The 25739-nt window shown below is 34.0% G+C and carries 25 protein-coding genes and 1 pseudogene; 15 read left to right on the plus strand and 11 right to left on the minus strand.

The window, feature by feature from the left end:
• Positions 1-3: 3 nt before the first annotated feature.
• The 4 genes from BAQ49_RS04650 to BAQ49_RS04665 form a co-directional block, all read right to left on the minus strand.
• A complete protein-coding gene (locus BAQ49_RS04650; protein ID WP_071744363.1) occupies positions 4-1959 on the minus strand; it encodes an FtsX-like permease family protein in 1956 nt (651 codons plus the stop codon).
• A 79-nt stretch (positions 1960-2038) separates the two neighbouring features.
• The gene (locus BAQ49_RS04655; protein ID WP_071744364.1) at positions 2039-4009 is read right to left on the minus strand and encodes an FtsX-like permease family protein; all 1971 of its coding nucleotides are present in this window, start codon (positions 4007-4009) and stop codon (positions 2039-2041) included.
• A 94-nt stretch (positions 4010-4103) separates the two neighbouring features.
• Positions 4104-5126 (minus strand): sensor histidine kinase, encoded by a 1023-nt coding sequence (locus BAQ49_RS04660; protein ID WP_071744365.1) that lies wholly within the window; start codon positions 5124-5126, stop codon positions 4104-4106.
• Positions 5127-5128: 2 nt separating this feature from the next.
• Positions 5129-5824: a response regulator transcription factor gene (locus BAQ49_RS04665; protein ID WP_071744366.1), complete on the minus strand. Its 696-nt coding sequence runs from the start codon at positions 5822-5824 to the stop codon at positions 5129-5131.
• A gap of 208 nt (positions 5825-6032) precedes the next feature.
• Here BAQ49_RS04665 and BAQ49_RS04670 point away from each other — a divergent pair, with 208 nt between their 5' ends.
• The 4 genes from BAQ49_RS04670 to BAQ49_RS04685 all read left to right on the plus strand — a co-directional run bounded on the left by BAQ49_RS04670 (position 6033) and on the right by BAQ49_RS04685 (position 9379).
• On the plus strand, positions 6033-6305 hold the full coding sequence (locus BAQ49_RS04670) for an autorepressor SdpR family transcription factor (RefSeq protein WP_071744367.1): 273 nt from the start codon (positions 6033-6035) through the stop codon (positions 6303-6305).
• Positions 6302-6937 (plus strand): SdpI family protein, encoded by a 636-nt coding sequence (locus BAQ49_RS04675; RefSeq protein WP_071744368.1) that lies wholly within the window; start codon positions 6302-6304, stop codon positions 6935-6937. The genes BAQ49_RS04670 and BAQ49_RS04675 overlap by 4 nt, the downstream gene beginning before the upstream one ends.
• A gap of 161 nt (positions 6938-7098) precedes the next feature.
• Positions 7099-7815 carry an ABC transporter ATP-binding protein gene (locus BAQ49_RS04680; RefSeq protein WP_071744369.1) on the plus strand — a complete coding sequence of 239 codons (717 nt, stop codon included), beginning with the start codon at positions 7099-7101 and terminating at the stop codon, positions 7813-7815.
• Complete coding sequence (locus BAQ49_RS04685; protein WP_071744370.1) at positions 7805-9379, plus strand: putative ABC transporter permease subunit; 1575 nt, start codon at positions 7805-7807, stop codon at positions 9377-9379. Before BAQ49_RS04680 ends, BAQ49_RS04685 begins: the two co-directional genes overlap by 11 nt.
• Positions 9380-9532: 153 nt before the next feature.
• Here the strand turns inward: BAQ49_RS04685 and BAQ49_RS04690 are convergent, their stop codons facing one another.
• On the minus strand, positions 9533-10405 hold the full coding sequence (locus tag BAQ49_RS04690) for an AraC family transcriptional regulator (protein ID WP_071744371.1): 873 nt from the start codon (positions 10403-10405) through the stop codon (positions 9533-9535).
• A gap of 304 nt (positions 10406-10709) precedes the next feature.
• Here BAQ49_RS04690 and BAQ49_RS04695 point away from each other — a divergent pair, with 304 nt between their 5' ends.
• A complete protein-coding gene (locus BAQ49_RS04695; protein ID WP_071744372.1) occupies positions 10710-11480 on the plus strand; it encodes an ABC transporter ATP-binding protein in 771 nt (256 codons plus the stop codon).
• The gene (locus BAQ49_RS04700) at positions 11467-13416 is read left to right on the plus strand and encodes an ABC transporter permease (RefSeq protein ID WP_071744373.1); all 1950 of its coding nucleotides are present in this window, start codon (positions 11467-11469) and stop codon (positions 13414-13416) included. The genes BAQ49_RS04695 and BAQ49_RS04700 overlap by 14 nt, the downstream gene beginning before the upstream one ends.
• Before the next feature lie 66 nt (positions 13417-13482).
• Here the strand turns inward: BAQ49_RS04700 and BAQ49_RS04705 are convergent, their stop codons facing one another.
• On the minus strand, positions 13483-13941 hold the full coding sequence (locus BAQ49_RS04705; RefSeq protein ID WP_071744467.1) for an epimerase: 459 nt from the start codon (positions 13939-13941) through the stop codon (positions 13483-13485).
• A gap of 273 nt (positions 13942-14214) precedes the next feature.
• Between BAQ49_RS04705 and BAQ49_RS04710 the strand changes: the two genes are divergently transcribed.
• Positions 14215-14793 (plus strand): class I SAM-dependent methyltransferase, encoded by a 579-nt coding sequence (locus BAQ49_RS04710; RefSeq protein WP_071744374.1) that lies wholly within the window; start codon positions 14215-14217, stop codon positions 14791-14793.
• Complete coding sequence (locus tag BAQ49_RS04715) at positions 14793-15392, plus strand: DedA family protein (protein ID WP_071744375.1); 600 nt, start codon at positions 14793-14795, stop codon at positions 15390-15392. Before BAQ49_RS04710 ends, BAQ49_RS04715 begins: the two co-directional genes overlap by 1 nt.
• 71 nt (positions 15393-15463) lie before the next feature.
• Here BAQ49_RS04715 and BAQ49_RS04720 read toward each other — a convergent pair whose 3' ends face one another.
• Together BAQ49_RS04720 and BAQ49_RS04725 are read right to left on the minus strand one after the other, a co-directional pair.
• Entirely contained in the window at positions 15464-15847 is a 384-nt protein-coding gene (locus BAQ49_RS04720) for a hypothetical protein (RefSeq protein ID WP_071744376.1), read from the minus strand.
• 80 nt (positions 15848-15927) lie between these two features.
• Positions 15928-16386, minus strand: coding sequence for a helix-turn-helix transcriptional regulator (locus BAQ49_RS04725; protein ID WP_071744377.1), 459 nt, complete (start codon positions 16384-16386; stop codon positions 15928-15930).
• A 296-nt stretch (positions 16387-16682) separates the two neighbouring features.
• On the opposite strand from BAQ49_RS04725, the gene BAQ49_RS04730 reads away from it, so the two are divergent.
• Positions 16683-16862 carry a hypothetical protein gene (locus BAQ49_RS04730; protein WP_071744378.1) on the plus strand — a complete coding sequence of 60 codons (180 nt, stop codon included), beginning with the start codon at positions 16683-16685 and terminating at the stop codon, positions 16860-16862.
• A 148-nt stretch (positions 16863-17010) separates the two neighbouring features.
• Here the strand turns inward: BAQ49_RS04730 and BAQ49_RS04735 are convergent.
• Positions 17011-17945 (minus strand): annotated as a pseudogene (locus tag BAQ49_RS04735) (Rpn family recombination-promoting nuclease/putative transposase).
• A 183-nt stretch (positions 17946-18128) separates the two neighbouring features.
• On the opposite strand from BAQ49_RS04735, the gene BAQ49_RS04740 reads away from it, so the two are divergent.
• Entirely contained in the window at positions 18129-18809 is a 681-nt protein-coding gene (locus tag BAQ49_RS04740) for a DUF7003 family protein (RefSeq protein WP_071744379.1), read from the plus strand.
• 79 nt (positions 18810-18888) lie between these two features.
• On the opposite strand, the gene BAQ49_RS04745 is transcribed toward BAQ49_RS04740, so the two are convergent.
• Positions 18889-19791 (minus strand): diacylglycerol/lipid kinase family protein, encoded by a 903-nt coding sequence (locus tag BAQ49_RS04745; protein WP_071744380.1) that lies wholly within the window; start codon positions 19789-19791, stop codon positions 18889-18891.
• Positions 19792-20020: 229 nt separating this feature from the next.
• Positions 20021-20548 carry a hypoxanthine phosphoribosyltransferase gene (gene hpt, locus BAQ49_RS04750; protein ID WP_071744381.1) on the minus strand — a complete coding sequence of 176 codons (528 nt, stop codon included), beginning with the start codon at positions 20546-20548 and terminating at the stop codon, positions 20021-20023.
• A gap of 161 nt (positions 20549-20709) precedes the next feature.
• Between hpt and BAQ49_RS04755 the strand changes: the two genes are divergently transcribed.
• From BAQ49_RS04755 to BAQ49_RS04775, 5 genes are all read left to right on the plus strand, one after another.
• Positions 20710-20925, plus strand: a complete 216-nt coding sequence (locus BAQ49_RS04755) for a hypothetical protein (protein ID WP_071744382.1) — start codon at positions 20710-20712, stop codon at positions 20923-20925.
• A gap of 183 nt (positions 20926-21108) precedes the next feature.
• On the plus strand, positions 21109-21441 hold the full coding sequence (locus BAQ49_RS04760) for a hypothetical protein (RefSeq protein WP_071744383.1): 333 nt from the start codon (positions 21109-21111) through the stop codon (positions 21439-21441).
• A gap of 158 nt (positions 21442-21599) precedes the next feature.
• Positions 21600-24416: an S-layer homology domain-containing protein gene (locus BAQ49_RS04765; protein WP_071744468.1), complete on the plus strand. Its 2817-nt coding sequence runs from the start codon at positions 21600-21602 to the stop codon at positions 24414-24416.
• A 163-nt stretch (positions 24417-24579) separates the two neighbouring features.
• Entirely contained in the window at positions 24580-25026 is a 447-nt protein-coding gene (locus tag BAQ49_RS04770) for an LPXTG cell wall anchor domain-containing protein (RefSeq protein ID WP_071744384.1), read from the plus strand.
• A gap of 89 nt (positions 25027-25115) precedes the next feature.
• Positions 25116-25736: a class D sortase, LPxTATN-specific gene (locus BAQ49_RS04775; protein ID WP_071744385.1), complete on the plus strand. Its 621-nt coding sequence runs from the start codon at positions 25116-25118 to the stop codon at positions 25734-25736.
• Positions 25737-25739 lie beyond the last annotated feature (3 nt).

A 25739-nucleotide genomic window follows, 5' to 3' on the forward strand; every position in this document is an offset into this window, starting at 1 on the left:
TTTTTAAAACTTAATATGTTGTGATAATTTTTGCATATAAAAGGAACGAATTAAAAGGAAAAATAAAATTTCAACTGTTCCAAAAATCAACAGTACGACTGTAATCTCAGCGAAGAACGAGAGATGTAAAACTTCTTGTAGCATCTTTGTCGCAAACATCGTATGGATAGATGCCATAATGTAAGGCACGAAGAATAAGATGGCAAGCTGAATTGTCGCTGAACGTTTCATTTCAGTTTCAGTTAAGCCAATTTTCGTAATCGTTATATATTTTTCTTGCTCATTTGTTAAATCTGTATACATTCGGAAATAAAGAACACTGCCAGCACCGATAAAGAAAATAACACCTAAGAAAGTACCAATTAAGAAGAATGAGGCGACATTTAGTTTTGTTGTGTATAGAGAATGGCTCGCTTCACTTGCATGGAACGGTGGATGCTCTGCTTGAATTGCTGCATTGTCGTTATCGATTTTTGTTATAAACGATGAACCGATATTATGTGCTTTTTCCCAATCTGTAACTTTAAAGTTATATACACTCATTTGTTTGGAAACGGTTGATAAGGCTTCTACATTTTTATCAGATAAAATGAGCAACTTTCGTATTAAACTATTTGGAAATGGATTATAACTTTTATATTCTTTTACTTGCAAATGTAAAGAATTTTGAGCAAGTGTAAGAGTACTTTTCTTTTCTCTATCATGTAGTGTTCCAACGACTTGAGCATCTAAATCTTTAATTAGGACATAAGATTCATTCTTATTCACCGTGAGTTTTTCCCAATTTAATGCCTTAGCAAGTACATTATAGTCACTTTGTTTAATTGCGTAATAGAGCTGCGTGTTATCTTCAGCTGAAGATACTTCATATATATCCGTTTTAAATTTTGTGTAAGTAAAGTGCTCTTCATTAAATTTCTGCTCTAACCAGTTTAAATGTTCATCAGCTAATGTATTTTCAGTATGTGATAAATACGTAAACGGGAAAGGATTTTCCCTAATTTCATCAAACTTTGTAAACTTTCCGAATCCATATAAGAATGTAATCATTGTAAAAGCGAGCGTCGATAGCATCGCTACTATAAAGAGCATATTAATATTTGTACGAATGCGCGATGCTAGATCAGAGATCCAAAGCATATTAATTCGTTTCATATAAAACGTTCTTCGCGTTTTTAAAATACGAATAAGTAAAAAACTAATTTGTGAAAAGAAAAAGTATGTTCCAGCTGCAATAAGCGATGGAATGACAAATATACTAGAGACGACATATACAAGCCCAATTATATCGCCTAACGACATAAAATATAATGGATTGGATTCTAATACATATCCAGTTATTAAACATGCCGCACCAAATAGAGAGACGAGTACGGATGCTTTTCTTTCTTTTTGTTGTGTTCCTTCTTTTAAAAGACGTACGGCTTTTCTCGTACGAATGAGCATCGGTGTAAAAGATGATACGAGAATGAAGAGCCCGAGAAAGATGATGATAGTTAAAACGATAGCACTTGTAGGCCCATATAAATATAAACCAGGTACGTGTGTAATTTTGGCGGTAACTAATAAAAAGAACTGTGAAAAGACAACTCCAAGTTGAATGCCAAAAAATATAGAAAGAACACCAATTAACATATTTTCTATAAATATGAGTCGTTTTAATTGTTTTTGAGATATGCCAAGTACTGTTAAAATCCCGAACTGTTTTTTTCGTACTTTTAAAAACGTCCCGATTGAATACAGTAAAAAGAAAAATGAAAAGAACACAATGACAACTTCTGAAATTGTCATTAATATGTTCAGAGAATAATTCACATCTGTCATATGCAGTTTAGGATGAAATAAATAAACTGCAAATGAGAAAAAGATTGCAATGGAGAACGCACTGCTTACAAAATAGGCGAAATAAGCTCTGGCGTTTCGTGTCACGTTTTTAAAGGCAAACTGCCAAAATGTCATTCACCTAAACCTCCTAATAGAGTGAAGAGGAAAAGGCTATAAGAGATACCCTTTTCCTGTACTAATGTATTTATAAAACTTAACCATTCGTATACTCTGATAACTTTTGCATGTAAAAGGAGCGAATGAATAAGAAAAAGATGACTTCAACTACGCCAAAAATAATAAGAACGGCTGAAATTTCTTTGAATAGTGATAAATCAATTACATCTTGAAGCATTTTTGTTGCAAACATTGTATGAATGGACGCCATAACGTACGGAACGAAAAATAAAATGCTAAGTTGAATGGTTGCAGATTTTTTCATCTCTGCATCTGTTACACCAATTTTTGAAATTGCTACATATTTTTCTTGTTCGTTCGTTAAATCCGTATACATTCTGAAATAAAGAACGCTACCTGCTCCAATAAAGAAAATGACACCTAAGAATGTCCCGATTAGGAAGTATGCAGCACTTCCTGATGTGATTCTATATAATGAGTCTGCTGATTCATAGGAGCGTATAAGGGGGTCTTCGTATTGGAATGCCTCTCGATCTTTTTGTATTTTTTTCATAAAATCATTAGCAATTTCATACGTCTTTTCCCAGTTTTGTACGTTATAATTGTACGCTGATACACGCTTTGTTGTACTTGGTAAGTTGTTTACAACAACATCAGGTAAAATTAAAGTTTGATATGAAAAGTTAGAGGGAATGGCCCCTGCTTGTTCATAGCCCTTTACTTGTAATATCGTATTTGTGCTAGAAAGTGTAATGGATTTTCTATTGAAGCTTGGCTCAAATTGGCTGAATAAGGTGAAATAAGCGCCATCGCTTAAGACATATGCTTCGTTATCGCTCATGAATAGTTGTTTTATTCGCAGGGCAGCTGCGAGTTTATTATAGTCACTTTGTTTCATTGCATAGATGTCATTGTAAGTCGTTATACCTTCATCTTCTTTCAGTGGTGTTTCATATAAATCAGCTTTGATCTTTTTATAAGAGAAATTTTCTTTTTGTAACTGCTGCTCAAGCCAAGTTAAATGCTCGTTAGTAAAAGGATTTGCGTCATATGAAAAATAAGAAAATGGAAAAGGTGAACTTCTCGTAACATCTAGCTTTGTAAACTTTCCGAATCCATATAGGAACGTAATCATTGTGAAAGCAATTGTAGAAAGCATCGCTACAATAAAAAGCATATTGATATTCGTTCGAATACGACTTACTAAATCCGAAATCCAAAGCATATTAATTCGTTTCATATAAAACTTTCTTCTTTTCTTTAAAATATAAATAAGTAAGAAACTAATTTGAGAAAAGAAAAAATATGTCCCAATTGTAACAAGTGTTGGAATCACAAAAACACTTGAAACCATATAGATAACGCCTACTTGCGTGTTTATTGAGAAGAAATATTTAGGGTTTGCAGCTAAAATATAACCACCTAATAAACAGATAACACCAAATAGAGAGATAAATATGGATGGTTTTCTTTCCTTTTGTTTCCCACTATTAGTTTTTAATAGGTTTACCGTCTTTTTCGTACGAATTAGCATGGGTGTAAATGAAGATACAGCAATAAAGAGACCAAGAAACACAATCGTTGTTAAAATGAAAGCATTCGTAGGGGGATATAAATATATCCCTGGTAGATGTGTAATTTTCGCTGTTACTAATAAGAAAAACTGCGAAAAGACAAGTCCAAACTGCATACCGAAAAAGATAGATAAAATACCAATTAACATATTTTCAGTGAAAACGAGTCGGTGTAATTGTTTTTTTGATATACCTAAAATAGTTAAAATACCAAATTGTTTTTTACGAACTTTTAAAAACGATCCGATTGAATAGAGTAGAAAAAAGAACGAGAACAAAACAATAACAACTTCTGAAAAAATCATTAATCCTGAAATTTCAGAGATCATAGTGGGATTTTGTAATTTTGGATGAAACAAATAAACAGCGAACGAAAAGAAAACAGCAATGGAAAAGGAACTGCTTACGAAATAAGCAAAATAAGCTCTGGCATTACGTGTTACATTTTTAAAGGCAAACTGCCAAAATGTCATAATATGTACCTCCCGCTAGAAGGCAAATATGTAGTCTTATTGCAAAAAATGTATGAGAGTAAGTTCTCATACATTTTGCTAGCATATGTTACGATCATGCTTCGGTCACCTTCTCCTCAGTTTCTGCTTGATTATTTGCAGCGTTGTGGAAGATGATTTTAATCGTCGTTCCTTTACCAACTTCAGAATCTAGTTTGACAGAGTGACCTAAATAATCACAAATTTTACTTACAATATAAAGTCCCATACCAGTAGATTCTCCGAATGCGCGACCGTTTTTCCCAGTGTAAAACGGTTCAAATACTCTTCGAATATCTTCTTGCGGAATACCAACACCTTCATCGCGAACTTCTAAAATAATATCTTTTCCGTTTCGGTAAGCGGATAAGAACACTTTCTTTCCACGTTCACCGGAGTAACGAACTGCATTTGTCATTAACTGATAAATGATGAACTTTAACCATTTCGCATCAGAAGCAACTTTTAAATCAGAATGAACCTCTAAAACAGGGAAGACTCCGTTTCGAATGAATAGTTCTTTTAATCCGTTAATATTTTTTGTTACCGTATCCTTTAATGAAATCGTCTCAACATGGAAATCTTCATGGAAGTTATTTAACCTTGCCATGTATAAAGCCATATCGAGTCCTTGATTTAATCGTTCTAATTCTTTTTTGAATTTCGGAATCAAATGTTCATCTTCCATTTCGAGCACCATAAGCTGCATAACAGATACAGGCGTCTTCATTTGATGTACCCAATGGTTAATGAATAATTGATGTTCTTGTTGTTTTACTTCATACGATTGTAGTTCTTTTTGGAATAGACGATATTGCGTGCGCACGAGTTCATTTACACCGTGAGGCATCGGAGCAGTCGCCCTTTCAATAAACGCATCTTCCATTTTCTCTGGTTGCTCACTTAATCTATGGTACATTCTACGATTTCGAACGTAACGATAAGCGAGGAAACAGATGAATAAGTATAGACTTAAAACGATGAAGTAAAACTTATTGTTTTGAAATCCGTCTACTGCATCATAGAGAACGAAAATAATTCCGAAATTTAATACATATAGTAGAAAAAATGCAAAATGATCACGTAAAAATAGCTTCATGCTTATTCACTCCAAGTTGCGTTAAAACGATACCCAAGTCCACGTACTGTTTCAATAGAGTTCTCTATACCAAGCTCATTAAACTTTTTACGAAGACGCGTAATGTTTACGTTTAATGTATTTTCTTCAACGAAGCTCTCATCATCCCAAAGGGCAGCTAATAAATCTTCACGGCTTGCTGTACGAGGGAATTTAGATAATAGCATTTCTGCTAAAATAGCTTCTTTCTTCGTTAAAAGAACTTGCTCAGATCCAAAATGAATTTCTGGACGTTCCGGGAATAATTTTAGTCCTTCTACTTCAACGATACGTTCAGAAATATTTGGGGCATAATCACCGTAAATACGGCGTAATTGACCTTTAATTTTCGCCATTACAACGTCATAGTGGAACGGTTTCGTAATGTAATCATCCGCGCCACTTTCAATCGCCATAATTTGTTCCATTTCACCAGCACGTGCCGAAATGAAAATAATCGGACAAGTAGATTCATGACGAATTTGACGGCACCAGTAGAAACCATCGAATTTCGGTAAGTTTACATCAAGTAAAACAAGATGTGGTTTCACTGCGTTAAACGATTCCATAATATCATCAAAGTTTTCAGTAACAACAGCGTCGTAACCGTATTTTTGAATGTGAGATTGCAGTAATGATGAAATATTTGGATCGTCTTCAACGATTAAAATTTTATACATATGTATATTCCTCCTAAAAAAACAATTGTAGCTATAGTGTATCATGTGTTTCAAGTCTTTTCATTATGTTGAAATATAAGCTAGTAAACAGTATAGGTCAAAAGTGGAAAAAGTAAAAAGGGCTATGGATATAATTGACAATTGACGGTTTTCGATTTAATATTTAGATAAATATCTAAATGTCTAATTAGTGAAAGGAAGAAAGACATTGAATCAAGCATTCAAAGCATTAGCAGATCCAACAAGGCGAAAAATTTTAGATTTATTAAAAGAAGGCGATTTAACAGCTGGCGAAATTGCTAAACAGTTCAATATGACAAAGCCAAGTATTTCACACCACTTAAATGCGCTTAAAAATGCTGAACTTATCCAAGATGAAAAAAGAGGGCAATTCGTTATGTACTCTTTAAACACAACTGTCTTTCAAGATTTATTGACCTGGGTGTTTACGTTTACGAATAAGGGGGATGAAGGGAAATGAGAAAGCATCTTTTTGCAATTATATTAATTCTTATAACCTGTATCGCATGGGCGTTTGCTTGGCCACATTTGCCGGATACAATCGCGACACATTGGAGTGGCGGTAAGGTAGATGGTTATTCTTCTAAACTTTACGGAATGATTTCTATGGTTGGAATTATGATTGCGTTATATGTATTTCTAAATGTGATACCAAAGATTGATCCAAGAAAAGCAAATTACGAGAAATTTTCTAAAGCTTTTATGATGATGAATAACGGGATACTCTTGCTACTATTTGTAGGAAATATAGATATTATTACAAGTGGACTAGGATATAATTTATTCATTAATCGAGTTCCAGAATTATTAGTTGGTGTTTTATTTGTAGTGATGGGTAATTATTTACCACAGTGTAAGCCTAACTTTTTCGTTGGGATGCGTAATCCTTGGACATTGAGTAATGAAGAAGTATGGAGAAAGACACATCGATTTAGCGGGAAAGTATTTGTAGCTTTAGGACTGATTATGATTATAAGTGTTTTCGCTCCGGCTGATTGGAGATCTTATATGATGCTCGGGCTTATAGTAGTTGCTGTCATCATAACGAATTTATATTCTTACGTTTTATATAAAAAAGAAATGCAATTGTGAGTAATAAGGGATTGAACGGTACTAGTTAAATTTTATATTTATAGTTTCTATGTGTTGAGGGGTTCTAATACTCAGTGGGGATAACGAAAAGGCTCGCTGAGTAAATTTTTTACTTTTAGATCTGAAAATTCAGTTAAAAAATATGGTTTGGGGGAAATCACATGTTAGAAATTATAAATTTTAGCAAGACATACAAAGGTGGTAAGAAAGCGGTAGATCATTTAAATATTACTGTTAAAGCAGGGGACATCTTTGGATTTATCGGGCATAACGGTGCGGGGAAAAGTACAACAATTAAGTCGTTAGTAGGAGTTATAGATTTTGAAGAAGGGGAAATTTTTGTTGATGGACATTCAGTAAAAAAGGATCCAATTGCATGTAAGAGAGTAATGGCGTATATTCCTGATAATCCAGATTTATATGAGCAATTAACAGGAATTCAATATTTGAATTTTGTTGCGGATGTGTTTAAAGTGTCTGCGAAGGATCGGGAAGAACAGATACAGAAGTATGGGGATGCCTTTGAGATTACACCTTACTTAGGAGACTTAATATCTTCTTATTCACACGGTATGAAACAAAAAGTAGCGATTATATCGGCGGTTTTACATAAACCGAAATTATTAGTTTTAGATGAACCTTTCGTTGGTCTTGATCCAAAGGCAGCCGTAGTATTGAAAGGTATTATGAAAGAGCTTTGTGAAAAGGGAAGTGCGATTTTCTTTTCTACGCACGTTTTAGATGTAGCGGAGAAGTTATGTAATAAAATAGCGATGATTAATAGAGGGAAATTAGCACTTTCAGGGGAAGTGAATTCTTTAATAAAGGAAGGCTCATTGGAAGAGCTCTTTATGAAGGAGCTTGCTAATGAATACTAATAGTTTAGGGCTTTTGAAAATCCGTTTGATAACGCAGCTCGGTTTAAATACTTTTAAATACGAAAAAGATAAGAAAAAGAGGCAGAATAAGATTTTGCTGACAGCATCTATTGCCCTAGTTGGTGTCATGCTAATGTTATATTGCGGAACCTCGGCATATGGATTGGTGAAACTAGGAATGAGTGAAATTATTCCCGTTTATGCACTAGTTATTAGTAGTGTATTAACGTTGTTTTTCACTATATTTAAGGCAAATGGAGAAATTTTTGCTTTTAAGGATTACGACTTTTTAATGTCATTGCCGATTCGTGTAAGTACTGTTATTGCAAGTAGATTTTTGTATTTATACTTGCTGAATACGATCTTTTCAATCATAATCATGCTACCGATGGGAGTTGTGTATGGCATACATGGGAATTCATCAGTTTCTTTTTACTTTATGTGGTTCATCAGTATGTTTATAGCGTCTTTAATTCCAACAACAATTGCAGCGATCTTTGGAGCTGCGATTACAGCAATTGCTTCTAAATTTAAAAATGCGAATAAAATAACTACGATTTTAAGTTTTATAGTAATTATTACATTTGGTTTATTTATGCTAAAAAACGGAAATGCTCAATATAGCCTTACTGATATGAACGGAATTGGTGCAATTGTCTCGGAGCAATTAACGAAAGTGTATCCACTAGCTAACATGTTTCAAAAGGCAATTGTTCATGCTGATATTGTAGCTTTCATCCTATTCGTTGGAATATCGGTTACTTGGTATTATCTTTTTATAAAAATACTTTCGTTAAAATATAAGCAAATAAACACAGGGATTTCCACTTATCATATGCTTTCAAATTATGAGATTAATAGTATGAGAAAAGAAAGTGTATTGGTCGCATTGTATAAAAAAGAACTGAAACGTTTCTTCTCTTCTACAGTGTATGTCATAAATAGTGGAATGGGAGTCGTGATGGCGATAGCTTTCTCGCTGGCTATAGTTGTAGTAGGGCCAAGTCAATTAATAGCGTATCCTGGAGTTGAGCTACTGTTGCAAAAGATTGCGCCATTTGCTATTGCAGCAGCGATTTCGATGACGTGTACAACATGTGTGTCATTGTCTTTAGAAGGAAAAAATGTATGGATTATTAAGTCATTGCCTATAGCGCCAAAGGTGATTTATGACAGTAAAATACTTATGAATCTTTCATTAAGTATACCTGCATCACTTATTAGTGCCGTATTACTGATAATAGGATTAAAACTAGATGTTTGGAGTTCTCTTTTAATCGTAATAACACCGCTAGCATATTCATTATTTTCGGCAGTATGGGGGATTTTTATTAATAATCGATTTGGGTATTATGATTGGGTATCAGAAACCCAAGTAGTAAAACAAAGTGTAGGATCATTTGTTGGTATGTTTGGTGGCTTAATTGTGGCTGTTATACCTGCTTTGTTAATCGGTACGGCTGCGATCTCGAACTACAGAGCATTTACTTTTTTAGTTGTTATAGTGCTTACGATTATTACTATTTTCTTGTATAAGAACGAGTCGAGAAGAAGTATAAAGTGAAACTTTAATCAGTGGGCGGGCATCCCCCACTGATTATCAGCCCTCACCAATCGTACGTTTACTGCCCGCAAATAGCGGGATAAAATAAGAAGCTGCTTTTCCTTTAAAGAGGAAGAGCAGCTTCTTTATTTTGAAAAGGTTTAGACCCTTATATTACTTTTTTAAAACAGGTACCCATATTTCGCCTCTGAAATTCGGTGAGGACATCTCTTTACTTTCATTCCACAATATTTCCGGTCCTTCCGCTAGTTCATAGTTCGAAGAAGGAAACCATTCGGAATAAATACGTCCCCACACATTTTGCAGTGCATCAGGAAATGGACCGACAGCTTCAAATATAGCCCACGTTGAAGCGGCAACTTCGAGTTGTTTAAATTGCTCTGGACAATCCTTTGTTGTGGCTACTCCAATATAGTGATCGAGTTCTCCTTTTTCCTCCATTCTTCCTTCAGAAAAGTTAGTAGAAGCACTAATGATTCCATTTGGTTCCACATTTGAAAGCATCTTTAATGTTTGAATGGACTGTGGGTTTAAACTTTTCCACATAGTAGCAATTTCTTCATTTACACCATTGAAAATGATTGGTACTCGTTTTGTAATACCTATAATTCGAAATGAGTCTTTTTCTTCAATTCGATAGTTCATTTCATTTCCTCCTTGAATAGATAATTGGAAGGTCATTGGTGAATAAGCTTTCAAAGAATGACTAGTACTTCGAGCTTCTGAAGGCGTTATGCCATGCAAATTTTGAAATGCACGTGCAAATGAATCTGGTGAATTGTAGCCATATTTTATAGCAACATCAATGACTTTTATATTGCTGTTTTTGAGTTCAAAGGCAGCGAGAGTAAGACGTCTACAGCGAATATAATCTGACAGCGATATGCCAGCTAGAAATGAAAACATCCTTTTAAAGTGATACTCGGAGCAGAGAGCTAGCCTTGCAACTTCTTTAAAATCAATTTCATCTGTCAGGTTGTCTTCAATATATTGCATTGCTGCATTCATATTTTTTAGTGAATCCATTAAATGACCTCCTTTGCAATTAGAATAGCAGGAAAGAAATAGCTTCATCCGACATTTCGTGCACAACTTTGTAGGTACATTTTTTACCTTACAAAATTGTAATGTTCCTGTAAGGAGAATGAATGGATGGTATGATATCCCAATGCTATAGTAACAAAGTACTTTCATTCATTAGGTTAAATTTTTATGTCTTTACTTATATGCCTTACATAACTGTCATGTTTGTGTAAGAAACATCGATAGTGGCAAGAGTAGAGAATGTATATAGTGAAAATAGAGAATAGAAGAAATGAGGGATGTCGGAATGAAAACAGTGTTAGAAGCAAAAAATATTAAAAAAGTATATGACACGGGTGGAAATAAATTTGAAGCGTTAAAAGGTATTAACTTACAAGTAAAAGAAGGCGAGTTCGTTGGAATTATGGGACCTTCTGGTTCTGGTAAGACGACACTATTAAATGTTCTTTCTACAATTGATAATGCGACGAACGGTGAGATTTTAATTGATGGAAAAGATATCGTGAAGATGAATGATGATAAGCTGGCGTTATTCCGCCGCGATCATTTAGGTTTCATTTTCCAAGATTATAACTTATTAGATACGTTAACAGTGAAAGAGAATATTGCGTTACCTCTTGCTTTATCGAAAGTAAAGGCAAATGAAATTGATCGACGTGTTCTTGAAATTGCGAAAAAGTTCGGTATCGATCATATTTTAAGTCAGTTCCCATATCAAGTATCTGGTGGACAGAAACAGCGTTGTGCGGCATCGCGTGCGATTGTTACAAATCCGAGTATGATTTTTGGGGACGAGCCAACTGGAGCACTCGATTCTAAATCAGCAACAGATTTATTAGAAAGTATGAAATCATTAAATGAATATGATAACTCAACAATTTTAATGGTAACGCACGATGCATTTGCGGCAAGTTACTGTAAACGAGTTATTTTCATTAAAGATGGTGAATTATATAAAGAATTACATCGCGGGGAATTAACGCGTAAACAATTCTTCCAACAAGTCGTGGATGTAATGTCTTCTATTTCTGGAGGTATGGCTGATGACCTTATCTAGCATTGCCCTCCGCAACATACAGCGGAACTTTAAAGACTACTTTGTATATTTTGCATCTATGATTTTTAGTATCGTCATTTACTTTACATTTAAAGCACTGCAATACAATTCACAAATGGAAAAAGCAGCAGAAGCTTCTAAAAAAATTAGTGGAGCGTTCCAAGTTTCCAGTGTGATGCTTATCATTTTCGTAGCAGTGTTCATTATATATTCGAACGGATTCTTTACACGTAAACGTAAAAAAGAAGTTGGATTATATTCTTTACTAGGTATTCGTAAAAGACAAATTGGTAAAATGCTCTTTTATGAAAATATGTTAATGGGATTAATGTCTTTAATTATCGGGATTGCAATCGGTAGCGTTCTTTCAAAATTATTCCTTGAGTTATTAGTAAGTATGATGGGACTAAACTTAAATGTTCATTTTGAAGTACCGATGGCTGCGATTATTGATACAGCAATTATTTTCTTTGTGATTATTTTATATACATCACTTCAAGGATATCGTTTAATTTATCGCTTTAAGTTAATTGAACTTTTCCGTGCAGAGCGCGAAGGAGAAGCAATGCCAAAAGGCTCAGTTATTATGGCATTAATTTCAGTGTTCTTAATCGGTTCAGGTTATTTCTTAGCATTAATGTACATGAAAGCAGTTATGTATGCAGACTTTATGGTCGTTGCATTATACATTTTATTAGCGACAGTAGCAGGGACTTATTTATTGTTCATGTTCTTCACAGTGTTTGTATTGAAACGTGCAAGAAATAATAAGTCAGCGTTTTATAACGGTATGAATATGGTAACGACATCGCAGTTACTATATCGTATTAAAGGAAATGCAAAGTCACTAGCGACAATTGCTATTTTAAGTGCAGTGACATTAACAGCGGTTGGTACGTCAGTTACGATGTATTACAATACATTCACGCAATCAAAAGTGGCTGCGCCGTATAGTTATTCTTATGAGAAAAAAGATGAAGCATTAGATAACAAAGTAAATGAAATACTTGCTGGAGAGAAGAATAATCATCCAGTGACATATGAATCAGAAATTGAAATGATTCCTGTGAAAGGAACATTTAAAGGTGAAAGAGCGGATCAAGTTCTGAACACACACTATAATATTACGAATCAGTACCAGCTTATTTCACAATCAAGCTTTAATACACTTGCGAAACACTTAGATGTAGAACCTGTAAATTTAAGTGCGAATGAAGCTTTTATATATGATAGCCTATATGTTGAAAAGCTTGATTTTGGTCCTCTTTATACAGGAAATACAGCTGTATTTCCTGTTGGAAATGAATCGAAAGAGCTAACAATTAAAGGTGTAAATAATAGAAGTATTACAAACTTAAATGAACTGTTTGTAATTGTTCCGGATAAAACATATGAGCAAGCGAAACAAGCATACGAAACGCGCACTGTAAAAAATATTGATGTAAAAGGTGAGCGAAATAGTAAAGAGTTAACAGCGAAATTAACAAGCATTATGCCAGCTGGTGAATCAGAAGTTTTAAAACCATTTAACGATTTCTATACAGGATTCCAAATGGGACTGGAAACGACAGGTTTAATGATGTTCATCGGACTATTTTTAGGATTAGTCTTCCTATTAGCGACAGGCTCAATTATTTACTTCAAGCAGTTAACAGAAGCTAGTGCCGATCGTGATCGTTACGTTGTCCTTCATAAAGTTGGTGTAACGAAGCAAGAGATGAAGAAAGCTATCGCAAAACAAGTGAGCTTTATCTTCGCTATTCCGTTAGTAATCGGTATTTTACACAGCTTATTTGCACTAAAAGGATTAGCAAATATATTACCATTTGAAATTATGATCCCGCTTCTAATTAGTATTGGAGTATACGGCGCTATTTATATTGGATATTACTTCTTAACAGTTCGTTCTTATTATAAGATTGTGAGTGCGAAATAATAGGGGAGTTGTTTAATCTTAGTAAAAAAGCATTCGACTAGTATGTTAGTCGAATGCTTTTTTTATCTATAGGTTAGCTTGATTTTCATTTGAATTATCAAACATGTCCATTACTTTAAAGATACTTTCCAATAGCAATGTACATGCTATTGCGAAAACTAATACGGCATGAGGTGATAGTTCAACTGATGTGAAGTTAAGGTTTGCTAGCCAAAAGTAACCTACATAAAAAGTTAGAAATGTACTAACAGCCGAAAGTGTAAATCCTAAAAAACCTAATTCCTTTAATTTTTCCTCAGATAATTTACATAAACGCAAAACAAGAGAGAAGAGGATTCCAACTATAAAAAATCCAATGCATAATGTGAGCAATGATATTATGCTTGGATATTGAATTTCATCTGGCATCCATTTTTTCATTCCCACTATTACAAATGTAGGGAGAAGAATGGGTAATAAAAGTGGTAGCACTATTTGTATAACTGCAAACAATGCATTTGATTTGTTATCGTTTTGATTATTCATAAAGCCTCCAAAAATGATTTTGATACTAATTCCAAATATCTTAGAGGATTCTAACATAGAAATAATAGCTGTGCTATACAAAATCTGAGTAGGATCATTATTCTTTATGATAAATAAGTGAGATGTTTTATTCGCATATGTTTGAGTCATTTTTCATTAAAGTTTCCCTTTATCTTAATAAAATCTTAAGAAACTTCCTCAATTTTTGTTAAGAAACGATAGTTATACTTAGACACAAGTTAAAAACTATCGAACGAATGAGGAGAGATTTATATGCAACTCATAACATTCTTACATGAATTTATTAAACATCCGAAACATACTGGTGCAATTGCGCCAAGTTCAAAAATATTAGCAACGAAAATGGTAGATGTAATTGATTTTAATAAAGCGAAATGTATTGTAGAGTTAGGGCCTGGTACAGGGGTTTTTACGAAAGAGATTATGAAGAGAAAAAAGAAGGAAACAATATTTCTTCTTATTGAAATTAATGAAGTGTTTTGCAAAGAGCTAAAGAGAAAATTTAAAGATGAGCAGAACGTCATTGTTGTACACGGTTCAGCTGAAAATATAAAGAAGTATATGGAAGAGCTCAATATAGAATGTATTGATTACATTTTATCAGGGTTGCCTTTCACTTCTTTACCAGAAGAAGTTTCAAAGCGCATTTTAAACAATGCGATGGAAGCGATACATGAGAATGGTGAATTTATTACATTTCAATATTCACTTGTGAAAAAAGGATTTATACAGCATTTCTTCCCCGAAATTACACTAGAAAAAGTATGGCTCAATTTTCCGCCAGCCTACGTCTTTAGTTGCAAAAAAGAACTAAGGAGAGCGTATGCATAATGGAATTACATGAATTATTATCCTATATTGAGCAGTACGGTTATTGGGCATTATTTTTCTGTTTATGGTTAGGTATTATCGGTATGCCAATTCCAGATGAAATGATTGTTATGAGTGGTGGTTTTGTCTCTTCACTAGGTATATTAAGTGTCATTCCAGCATTTTTATTAACATATTTAGGTGTCGTATCTGGGCTATCGTTAGGTTATATATTAGGGAAAATATTTGGTACGAAAGTACTTGATAAGCTAATGAAAAAGAAAAAAGCAAAATATGTTGTTAAATCGCAAGAGATGGTAGAGAAGTATGGTCATTATGCGTTAGTTACAAGTTATTTCATACCTGTTGTAAGACATATTGTGCCGTATTTAGTTGGAATGAATAACATGTCATTTAAGGTGTATGCTTTGTATTCCTATACGACAGGATTTGTTTGGACACTCGTTTATTTTGTGCTCGGTTCTTTATTTGGACAACACATTAACAGGATTGTAGCAATCGCAATAGAGTATGGCGTGTATTTTGGTGGAATTGTTTTTGTTGTTGCGAGTGGTGCTTATTTGTATAAGCAAAGAAGAAGTACGGTGATGAGTAAGTAAATAGAATGAAGGTTTACACTTATTGAGAGTAGTATAAAAGGGAGAGTTATTTTGTAGAATAACTCTCCCTTTTAATGTACTAGCTTCTTATCACTTACATTAGGATTTGTCTGAAATACAGTTATATAAATTGTTAATATGATTGTATTGATCAGATTAGCTAATATAGTCATAAAATCACTTGATGGAGTGATAAGAACAAAGATTGAAAGAGCGGCAGAAGCAAGTGGAATGAACTTTTGTAGCGTAGTTAACTTTCCATCTTTATGAAGCTTCGAAGATTGAAAGAAGCAAAGTAAGAAAATAAAGAATGTAAATAATAATCCTAAATATCCCCATCCATCTTCAATATACCAAGGTAAAAAGCTCATTCTCGATGTGAAAATAAATAAATTTAATACTAAGGTGCTAATGATTAACGTATTTAAAATAGTGATATTTATCTGTTTCTTCATTTGAATTACACTCCGGAATTTATTTTATCCCGCATTAACGGACAGTGGACAGTAAAATCCCCACTGATTAAAGTTTCACTTTATTGAGATGTTTTTGCCATTTCCATAAATCGCTTTTCAATTTCATCCAATTCGAATGAATGGCATATTCTGCGATCTTCTTTATCTAAAATTCGATAATGTTGAGATAATATATTTTGCTGTATTTGATAACCATTTAACTCTTTTATTTGTCGCCACCATACTTTTCCTCCTAAAGTCTTCGGGAAGTTCGTATTGTAATGTGCAAAAGCGATTGTTTTTATAATTTCATTCACATCATCCCCGAATGTCATCTGGACTGTATTGCTCTGTTCAAAGAGTGTTACGACACAAACTGCGCCTGCCCATGTTAGAGTGCGTCTTCCTTTTTCAATTTCCACTAATGTTTTCTTCGATAAACCAATAATTTCTGACATTTTATCTTGTGATAAATCATTTTCAACACGGATGAGTTTTAATTTTGAATTGACTAGTTCAATAAATTCTTGTTTATTCATCATACAGCTCCTTTTTTATTATAGTGTAAAATTACACTATAAGTGTAATTTTGTCAAAACGATAGGGATGATAAGGAAAAAGAAGCAACTATTAATGAAGTAGGTAAATTACTAAAAGGTTCCTACTAGCATATGCTTACAAAGGGAAAGTTTTTACATGATAAAATGCAAGTAATGATAGATATGACTCCTGACGGACGAAGACAAAGTTAGGATTGTAAGTATGAATTCGATTCTTAATGAGAGAATTGAATTTGTTGTTTTATGGTAAAATATAGAGAGAGGGGGCGGAAGTTATGCTACTCATTGTTAGCCTTATTTTAATTGGAATCATGTGTAGTATGAGAATAGTATCTTTACATATGATAGAGCGAGAAAAGATAGAAGAACGATATGTATATTGTCCAAAGTGTGATAAGAAAATTAGAAGAAGGAATGCAGCTCCTTTTTGTTCGAAATGTAATTTAATATTTTAGTTCAAGTAAGCTCCGAACCACTTTGTATGGTGCTGGATTTTTCTTTTGAAGAAACCGTTGGAAAATCTTAGTGATATTTCAAATAATGAGGAGTATGCTAAGAGGTTAATAAAAAAGAGCTTGAAACAATTCAAGCTCTTTTTTATTACTATTTATGTTCTAAAATATGCTCAATCTCATACACACTTAATTTACTTGCCTTAGCAATCGTTTCAAGTGGTATACCAAGATCATACATGCTTTTAATCATTTGAATTTTTCCTTGTTGAACCCCTTTTTTATCCCTTGTTCAATCCCTTGTTCAATTCCTTGTTCCATTCCTCTTTTTATTCCTTCTGTCTCTGCGTGGGCGAATTTTGCTGCTTCATCCATTAAAACTTTCTCCCTTGCGTCATAGGCTTGGCGGAAAGAAGAATCTTGACTCATACGCTCCCATTTATTTATCGCTTTTTGTAAAATAGGATCTTGGTTCATAGCAATATCCTCCAATGTTTTAGTTAATTGCTCATCCTCATTTGCTGAAAGCAATAAAAGCCAACGAACAAATGGATCTTTCCACGGATTTACTTTTTCTTCATGCCATTGTTCTATTAATTTTGGAATTTCTACAATGTGAATCTCAATGTCATCACTCAAGAGTTTCTGTTGTTGTGTATTCCATAATGTGCCCGTTGTATGAAATTCTTTGTGATCTAAAAACATTAGGAAGTTCAATAAATTAATGGTGATGGTTTTACGAAGTGCACTGTATGGCATGCCTTTTTGTAACTGAGATGTGTATAATTTTCCCCAATAATATAAACTGCGTTTCATCATATCGTGATTATTATTGAGCTGTATTTCTACATTTACTCTTGTTCCTGTGTTTAATGTCGCTGAAATGTCTAAAATAGATAACTTATCCTCTTCATATTCCCGATGTACATGTGGATCTTCTAGTTGTAGAGAAGCGATGGGTGACTCTAAAGATTCTTGTAACATCGCGTTTAAAAAAGCGATTAGAATATCCTCACTACCATTCGTACCAAACAATTGTTTAAATGCAAAATCAATGCGTAAATTAACTAACTGTTGGTTGAACACAGTTTTTTCTCTCCCTTGTATCAGGTTGCTTCTTTCTTTTATTGTACATAAAAATAACTAGGGCATGCAAACAGGCTATTCTTTTATTTTTTAGTAGTATTATTGGAATGTCACAGGCAAGTATATCCATGTTATACTCTAGTGAAATTAAAACATGTTTATATTGAGAAAAAGGTGATACATATGCAAGAAGATATTTTAAAGCTATTAGATAAAAAGCAAAGTAAGTATGAATTTCCTGCCTTTGATAATGAATATATGGATATTTCACAAGTGAAATTCTCTCTTCTCTTTAAAGATGATAAGGATTGGTTAATGGTGTTTCAAGTTGTCGGTGTAGGTTCATTAGGTGTATTTAATGATATCCAAGTATATGGTGATAGAATGAATCATTCAATTGGTGATGACGGTATTTTGCAAGTAAAAGATGGAGATTATGAATTATTTGATGATGAAGGTGAATTTATACCGGATATTCATAACGGTAGTTTAAAAATTCGCGATCATCATTTTGAATATCAATTTACAGAAGAAGATTATGCGAATAATGGAATAGAAGTGAAAACGAAAGAGTCTTATCCAACATATTTCATGCGTATGCTTGCTACTAATGACGAAGCTAGAAAGTTATTATGGTGGGATAAAGAAGAAATTTTAGAAGAGTTCGGTTTAAAAGGTGATTGGGAAGTAGCTTATGAAACGGAAGAGTGGCAACATGTTGAAGAAGAGAAAGTAAGTGAAAATGAATTCTTCCAATCAGTAGCCGCTGCAATAGAGAAGAAAGATCCAAGTGTTATTGTAAATAAGAATGCTAATACACATTGGAAAAATTGGATGGAGTTTGATCAAGAAAACCTATATTAGAAATTAAAGAGTGGATCAAAATGCCTTTCTAATAAAAAAGACGAGTTAAAATGTTAAAACTTTAGCTCGTCTTTTTGTATTACACAACCGCAGGATTATAAATCATTGTAAAGTGCCCTTGTAACAATTCAATATGACACGGTGTATGAAGCGAGCTTTCTCCATCTGTATCTACTTCTTTTTCTTCTTTCGTTTCGATATGAATGGATTTCGCTTTTACGTGGAAAATGTCATTTTCATTTGAGTCTTCAAATAGTTTCTTTCCGATATAATCTTTAAAGGCTTGAATGCCTGTTGATTTGACTACGAAAATATCAAGTGTTCCGTCGTCACATTTTACGTTCGGAATAAAGGATGGGATACCCCCGAGATATTCACCGTTTCCAACCATAACAAGGACAGCTTCGTCTTCATATACTTGTCCGTCGTAAGTTATTTTTACTGGGAATGTTTCAGCGTTTTTGACAGTTCGAATGGTGCTTAAGTAGTAACCAATTTTACCAAGCTTTGCTTTCTCTTCCGCATCGATATTGTTTGATACTTCAGATACGAGTCCAATGCCCCAGAAGTTTAAGAAGTGTTGTCCGTTTGCTTTCGCGACATCAATTGGTTTTACATGTCCTCTTGTAATGAGTTTCGCTGCTTCTGCAATATTTTGCGGAACACCAAGTGTGCGAGAGAAGTCGTTGCAAGTTCCTCCTGGAATGATTGCAAGTGTAGGTCTAGTTTCAAGAGGGGCTAAGCCGTTTGTGCATTCAAATACAGTTCCATCACCACCAAAGACGATAATTAAATCTACTTTACTAGCAAACTCCTGGCAATATTTTGTTGCATCACCTTGCTTTTTCGTATGGAGGATATGTAAGTCAGGAAAAGTTGCCGCAAGAGGTGGTACGATTTTCGCCAAATTTGTATGTAAGTCGCCTTGTCCAGCTTTTGGATTTACGATGAGGAGTACTTTTTCAAATTTTGTCTTTGTCATTTTTATTCTCTCCCTTTGTCTTTTACGAATCGTGATAGAAAATAAACTTCCATCAGTAATTGATGGAAGTTTACCCCGCTTAACGGGCAGTAAGACTCCCACCTCAAATTTCGCCGAATACGAGGAAGTCAGGTGGGAGATTAACTGCCCGTAAAAGCCCGATTGGTTCAACTAATAATCAGTGGGAGAAAAAAACCCACTGATTAAAGTTTCACTTTATTTTATTATATTATTCCGTTACAACTGAAGCGATAAATGGTAAGTTACGATATTTTTCTGCGCAGTCGATACCGTAGCCAACGATAAATTCGTCTGGAATTTGGAAGCCAACATATTCAGCTTTTAAGTCCACTTTACGGCGCTGAGGTTTATCAAGTAACGTACAGAATTTCAATGCTTTTGGTTTATGCATAAAGAAGTGATCTTTTAAGAAGTGAAGTGTTAAACCAGAATCGATAATGTCTTCTACGACAATTACGTTTTTTCCAGTAATGTTTACATCGATATCTTTTAATAGTTTTACTTTTCCAGTTGTTTCTGTTTGATTTCCGTAGCTAGATGCAGAGATAAAGTCGATAGTTACTTCGTTTTTAATATGACGAATTAAATCAGCAGCGAATACGAAAGATCCTTTTAATACAGCGATTACAACGATTTCTTCTCCTTCAAAATCACGTTCGATTTGAAGCGCTAGTTCTTTTACTTTTTCTTGTAATTGTTCTTCAGAAATTAAAGTGTCTTTTATTTCAATTTTCATTTGAATCCTCCTACAGTGTAAAACTTGCGAACATTTCGACTGTAAAGGATAGAAAGAAAAAAGTCAAAGAAGATATAAGGTTTTTACAGAAATCCCCACAAAATAATCAGATGATATGATATACTGATTACATTAAGAAAACGCTTCCACAAAGGGTGATTATGATGAAAAAGAAAGAGTATACAAGTGCAACATTTATAAAAGCATTACTTTTAACAATTGTTCTTGGTATGTTGGCTTACATAATTGATGTACCAGCGATTCGGATTTCACTAATTGGAATGACTTTAGTATTAGGCGCAATTTCCCACGGTATGATGTCACAGCTACAAGAAGCTGGAGTCGATCATATGAAAGGTCATATAGATGAGAAATGAGAAACCTTCACGTATAGAGAGTGAAGGTTTTTTGTTTCTTACAAAAATGTAAGGTAGTTGTAAGGCAAATCGATAGTTGCATAGTAGTGTTTTGGATAAACTATAAGTGTAAGGTAAAAGGCAAGCATATTTTAGGTAAATTAAGTTTTAGGCACTCTATATGTGAAAAAGGAGTAGGAGGGCATGGAGAAACGTTGGACGACCTTTTCTTTTTTAGCAACTAGCAACACCGTAATGCTAGCTGGCGAAATGGATTTTTTGCACTTGTTTGATCGAGAAGACGATCATTCTTCTTCTAAACTTACAATGAAATGGAATAAATGGAGCGAAAGTTGTAGGTTGGAAGAAGAGGCCCCTAACGAAGAGCAAAAGATTATTTTGACAAATCCTATTAAAGCGTGGGTTGTTCAACGTCGTAAGTGTAACGTCAAAAATCACTTAAAGAAAACTGAGCCGAGACAATTAGTTATCACTCCGGCCCTTTCTACTTCTCAATCACGCGAAAGTAACAAATAAATATCGAGACACATCAAAAAAAGCATTGTATTATACGATGCTTTTTTTATTTTTACGAAAAGTCCCTTAGCGTAGAAAAGATTTGCTATGATTATGGAGGAATCTTACATTTATATATGGTAGGAAATAGAATTGAAGTAAAATTAGAAAAGGTGTGTATGATGAAAAAATATAGTGTAATTGCAGTAGCCAGTTTATTGACAACAAATCTATTAGCGTTTCCTTCTAGTTCACTAGCGGAAATTGAAAATAATACAAGAAATAATATAGAAGCTTTACAGAGTATACATAGTAATAGACAGAGTGAATTGCAAAAACAATTTAATGCTATAAAAGAGAAACAAATGGAATTAGAAAAAAGAAAAGATATTTTGAAACAGCAGGAAGAGTTATTTGATAAAGTTGACGAATTAAAACAGAAAAAAGAAGAATTACTAAAACAAGATAGTGAAGATAAAGAAAAATTAGAAGAAGTTCAGCAAAAATTAGATGAATTAAAGAAACAGCAAGAAGAACTTGAAAAGAAGAATCCGTTAGAAGTACAAGAAAAGAATAACCAAGAAGAGACAAACTTGAATGAATTAGAGGAACAAAAAAGGAAGAAAGAGCTTGAAGAGAAGAGTCGATTAGAAGAAAACGAAAAGAATAATCAAGAAGAAACAAGTCCTGAATTAAAAGAGAAACAAAAGAGAGAGGAATTAAAGAAACAGCAAGAAGAATTAAGAATAACGCAGCAACAATTGGAGCAGCAACAAATAGAGTTAAAGCAAAAAGAAGAGCAAGAAAAACAAGAACTTGAATTAAAGCAAAAAGAAGAACAAGAAAAACAAGAACTTGAATTAAAGCAAAAAGAAGAGCAAGAAAAACAAGAGCTTGAATTAAAGCAAAAAGAAGAGCAAGAAAAACAAGAACTTGAATTAAAGCAAAAGGAAGAACAGGAAAAAAGAGAAGTAGAATTAAAACGGGCAGTAAGTAATTTACAAGCAGCGCCACAATCATTCCCTGATGTTCCAGGGTGGGCGGAAGAGTCGGTTAATTATTTAGTGAATAAAAAAGTAATTACAGGAATGCCGGATGGAACATTTTCACCGAATAACGTATTGAGTAGGGCTGAAGCGGCTACAATTATGGCTAAAGTTTTAGGATTAGAAGTTAAAGAAGGGGACAAGCCGACCTTTATAGATTCGAAAGATAATTGGGCATCTTCCTACATTGCAGCGGTGGAAAAAGCAGGCGTTATTAAAGGTGAAGGAAACGGGAAATTTAATCCGTACGGTCAAATGACAAGAGCGGCAATGGCAACAATGCTTGTACAAGCATATCAATTAGATTCGAAAGTTAATGGAGAATTACCGACATTATTTAATGATGTGAAAGATCATTGGGGTGAGAAATTCATTAATATTTTAGTAGAATTAGGTATATCAAGTGGTATCGATGGAAAACAGTGGCAACCTGACAAATCGATAACACGTGCTGAGGCAGCGCGACTTGTTGCGGTAACGGATCAATCTAAAGATAGCGAAGTAAAAGTGAAAAAGGTAAATATAACGAAAAGTTTCTTTACGTATAATGGGCCATCATTATCATCAGGTATTTCAAATGAGTATGCATCACAAGAAGTAAAGGTGTATGAAGAAAGAGACGGTGGATGGATAAAAATTCATACGGATCTGGGTTTTAAGTGGGTGTGCTTAACTGAGAAGAAAGTAAATATAACGAAAAGTTTCTTTACGTATAACGAGCCATCATTATCATCAGGTATTTCAAATGAGTATGCATCACAAGAAGTAAAGGTGTATGAAGAAAGAGACGGTGGATGGATAAAAATTCATACGGATCTGGGTTTTAAGTGGGTGTACTTAGCTGAGAAGAAAGTAAATATAACGAAAAACTTCGTTACATATAATGAATCGTCATTATCGTCGGGTATTTCAGGCGAGTATACTCCGCAAGAAGTGACGGTTGTTGAAGAAAGAGAAGGCGATTGGATTAAAATTCATACTAGTTTAGGCTATAAATGGGTATGTCTAACTGAAAAGAAAGTACAGATTGATAGAGACTTTACTACTTATGATGCTCCGTCACGCTCTGCGAAAATTTTAGCGTATTATGGACCACAAACAGTAACTGTTGTAGAAGAAAGAGGAACGTGGCTTCGAATAAGTACATATGCAGGATACCAATGGTTGGACACGAAAAAGGAGACAAAGTATTTATCTAAAGTATTTTTTGCATATGACAGCCCTAGTTTTGTATCGCGTGTATCAGGGAAATATTCTCCCCAAACAGTAGAAGTTTATGGCGAAGGAGAAGGCGGTTGGATTCAGATACAAACTAATAATGGTTTGAAATGGGTTAATGAAGGCAATGTTAATCGTAGTCAAGTGATATTGAACGTACCATCAATTTATCAATTCCCAGAATTACACAATGGCTGTGAAGTAGTCTCTTTACAAATGCTTGTGGAACATCAAATTGGTCGTTCATTAAATAAAGTAGCATTTGCTTTTGAAATGCCTTTTGATCAAACGAAATTAAAGAACTATAAAACATCATCACAAATTTGGGGAGATCCAGATGTAGGATTTGTAGGTGATGTGACAGGAAATACGCCAGGATATTCTATTAATCCAGAACCATTAAAAAGATTGTTAGATAAATATGCAAGAGGAACGAACTTAACAGGAAATGATTTTTCAGTACTGGAAAATTATGTGCGAAATGGGAAACCAGTTGTTACTTGGGTAACTGTAGCACTAAATAATCCAAGACCAATTACAACATGGAAAACACCAGGCGGAAAAACAATTTATGGGCGAATGAATACTCATGCGGTCGTTTTAACAGGTGTCGATGATAATTATGTGTATTATAATGACCCATTTTATGGAACGAAAAATGTTAAAGTGAGTAAGAGCCACTTTGCAAGTATTTATAATCAAATGGGCAAGAAGGCTTTAAGTGTAGATTAAATAAAAAAGGTTATCCGAAGATTATTTCGGATAACCTTTTTTTCTACAATGAAATCTTTAAACGAAATATATTTCATCTGCATCTTATATTTATATCTGTTGTTTATTCTAGTGATACATCCGATGCGAAGTGATGTAAAACGTATAAAAGGAGAGAAATAAAATGAAAAAGAAACTATTACCAATCTGTGCAATGGCACTTTTAACAGTAGGATATTCTTCAGTAGCAAGTGCGGATACTGGAACAGTAACAAAGGAAGAATCAGCGCAACTGCAACAAGATAAAGCGAAAAAAGAAGCAGCGATTAAGGAACAGCAAAAAAGTCAAGAAGAGAAAAAGCAAGCGGCACAAGTACAAGAAAAAAGTGATATGGCTAAAAAAGAAGAAGCGATAAAAGAGCAACAAAAGAATGAAGTAAGGAAAAAAGAAGAAGCACAAGTACAACCAAAAAATGATGCGGCAAAAAAAGAAGTAGCGAAGCCAGTTGTACAAGGTGAAAAATTACCAAATACAGCATCTAATAATGTAGCAATGATGGCATTAAGCGCATGTCTTGTAGGGATAGGGACATTATTTGGTTTGAATCGTCGTAATAAAGTTAAGGCGTAAATAAAATATTTTCCTATAAAGAATGGGATAATTTCATATATTAAAAATGGTAGGTTATTCCTACCATTTTTTGCATGGAGGGATGAAGCATGAAGTTACTCAATTATATTGGTATCATATTGATGGCCATAGGGCTATTCATGGGATCGTATTACGCTGTGGAATGGTATAAAGGAAAAAGCGCTGCGCAAGAATTAACGAATGAGGAAATAAAGAGCCTTAAAAATATACAAGATACTCACCTTTCTCATGAAACGCCTGTAACTTCCAAAGTACCTTCTTCTCAAACAGAGCATAAAGAAGGAGAAAAGGTAGCGGTGTTAAATATACCGAAAATAAAGAAGAAGTTTTCTGTATATTGGGAGGCGAATGATACAACTTTGAAAAAAGGAGTTGGTATGTTCGTTAGTGATGTAACGACAACACCATCTGGAGGGGGGCATACTGTACTGAGTGGGCACCGAGATACTGTTTTTACCGATGTAGGAGAGTTAAAAGAAAAGGATACCCTTATTGTAGAGTATGATAATAGAACTTACACATATGAAATTCAAAAGACATGGATCACCCATGCGGATGATCGTACTGTTATTATAAAAAAAGGAGAACCAATATTAACACTGACGACTTGCTATCCATTTGATTATATAGGAGATGCACCAGATAGATATATTATCGAGGCGAAGTTAACTGCTAGCTATTCAAAATAAAAT

The organism is Bacillus proteolyticus (assembly GCF_001884065.1).
GTDB lineage: Bacteria > Bacillota > Bacilli > Bacillales > Bacillaceae_G > Bacillus_A > Bacillus_A proteolyticus.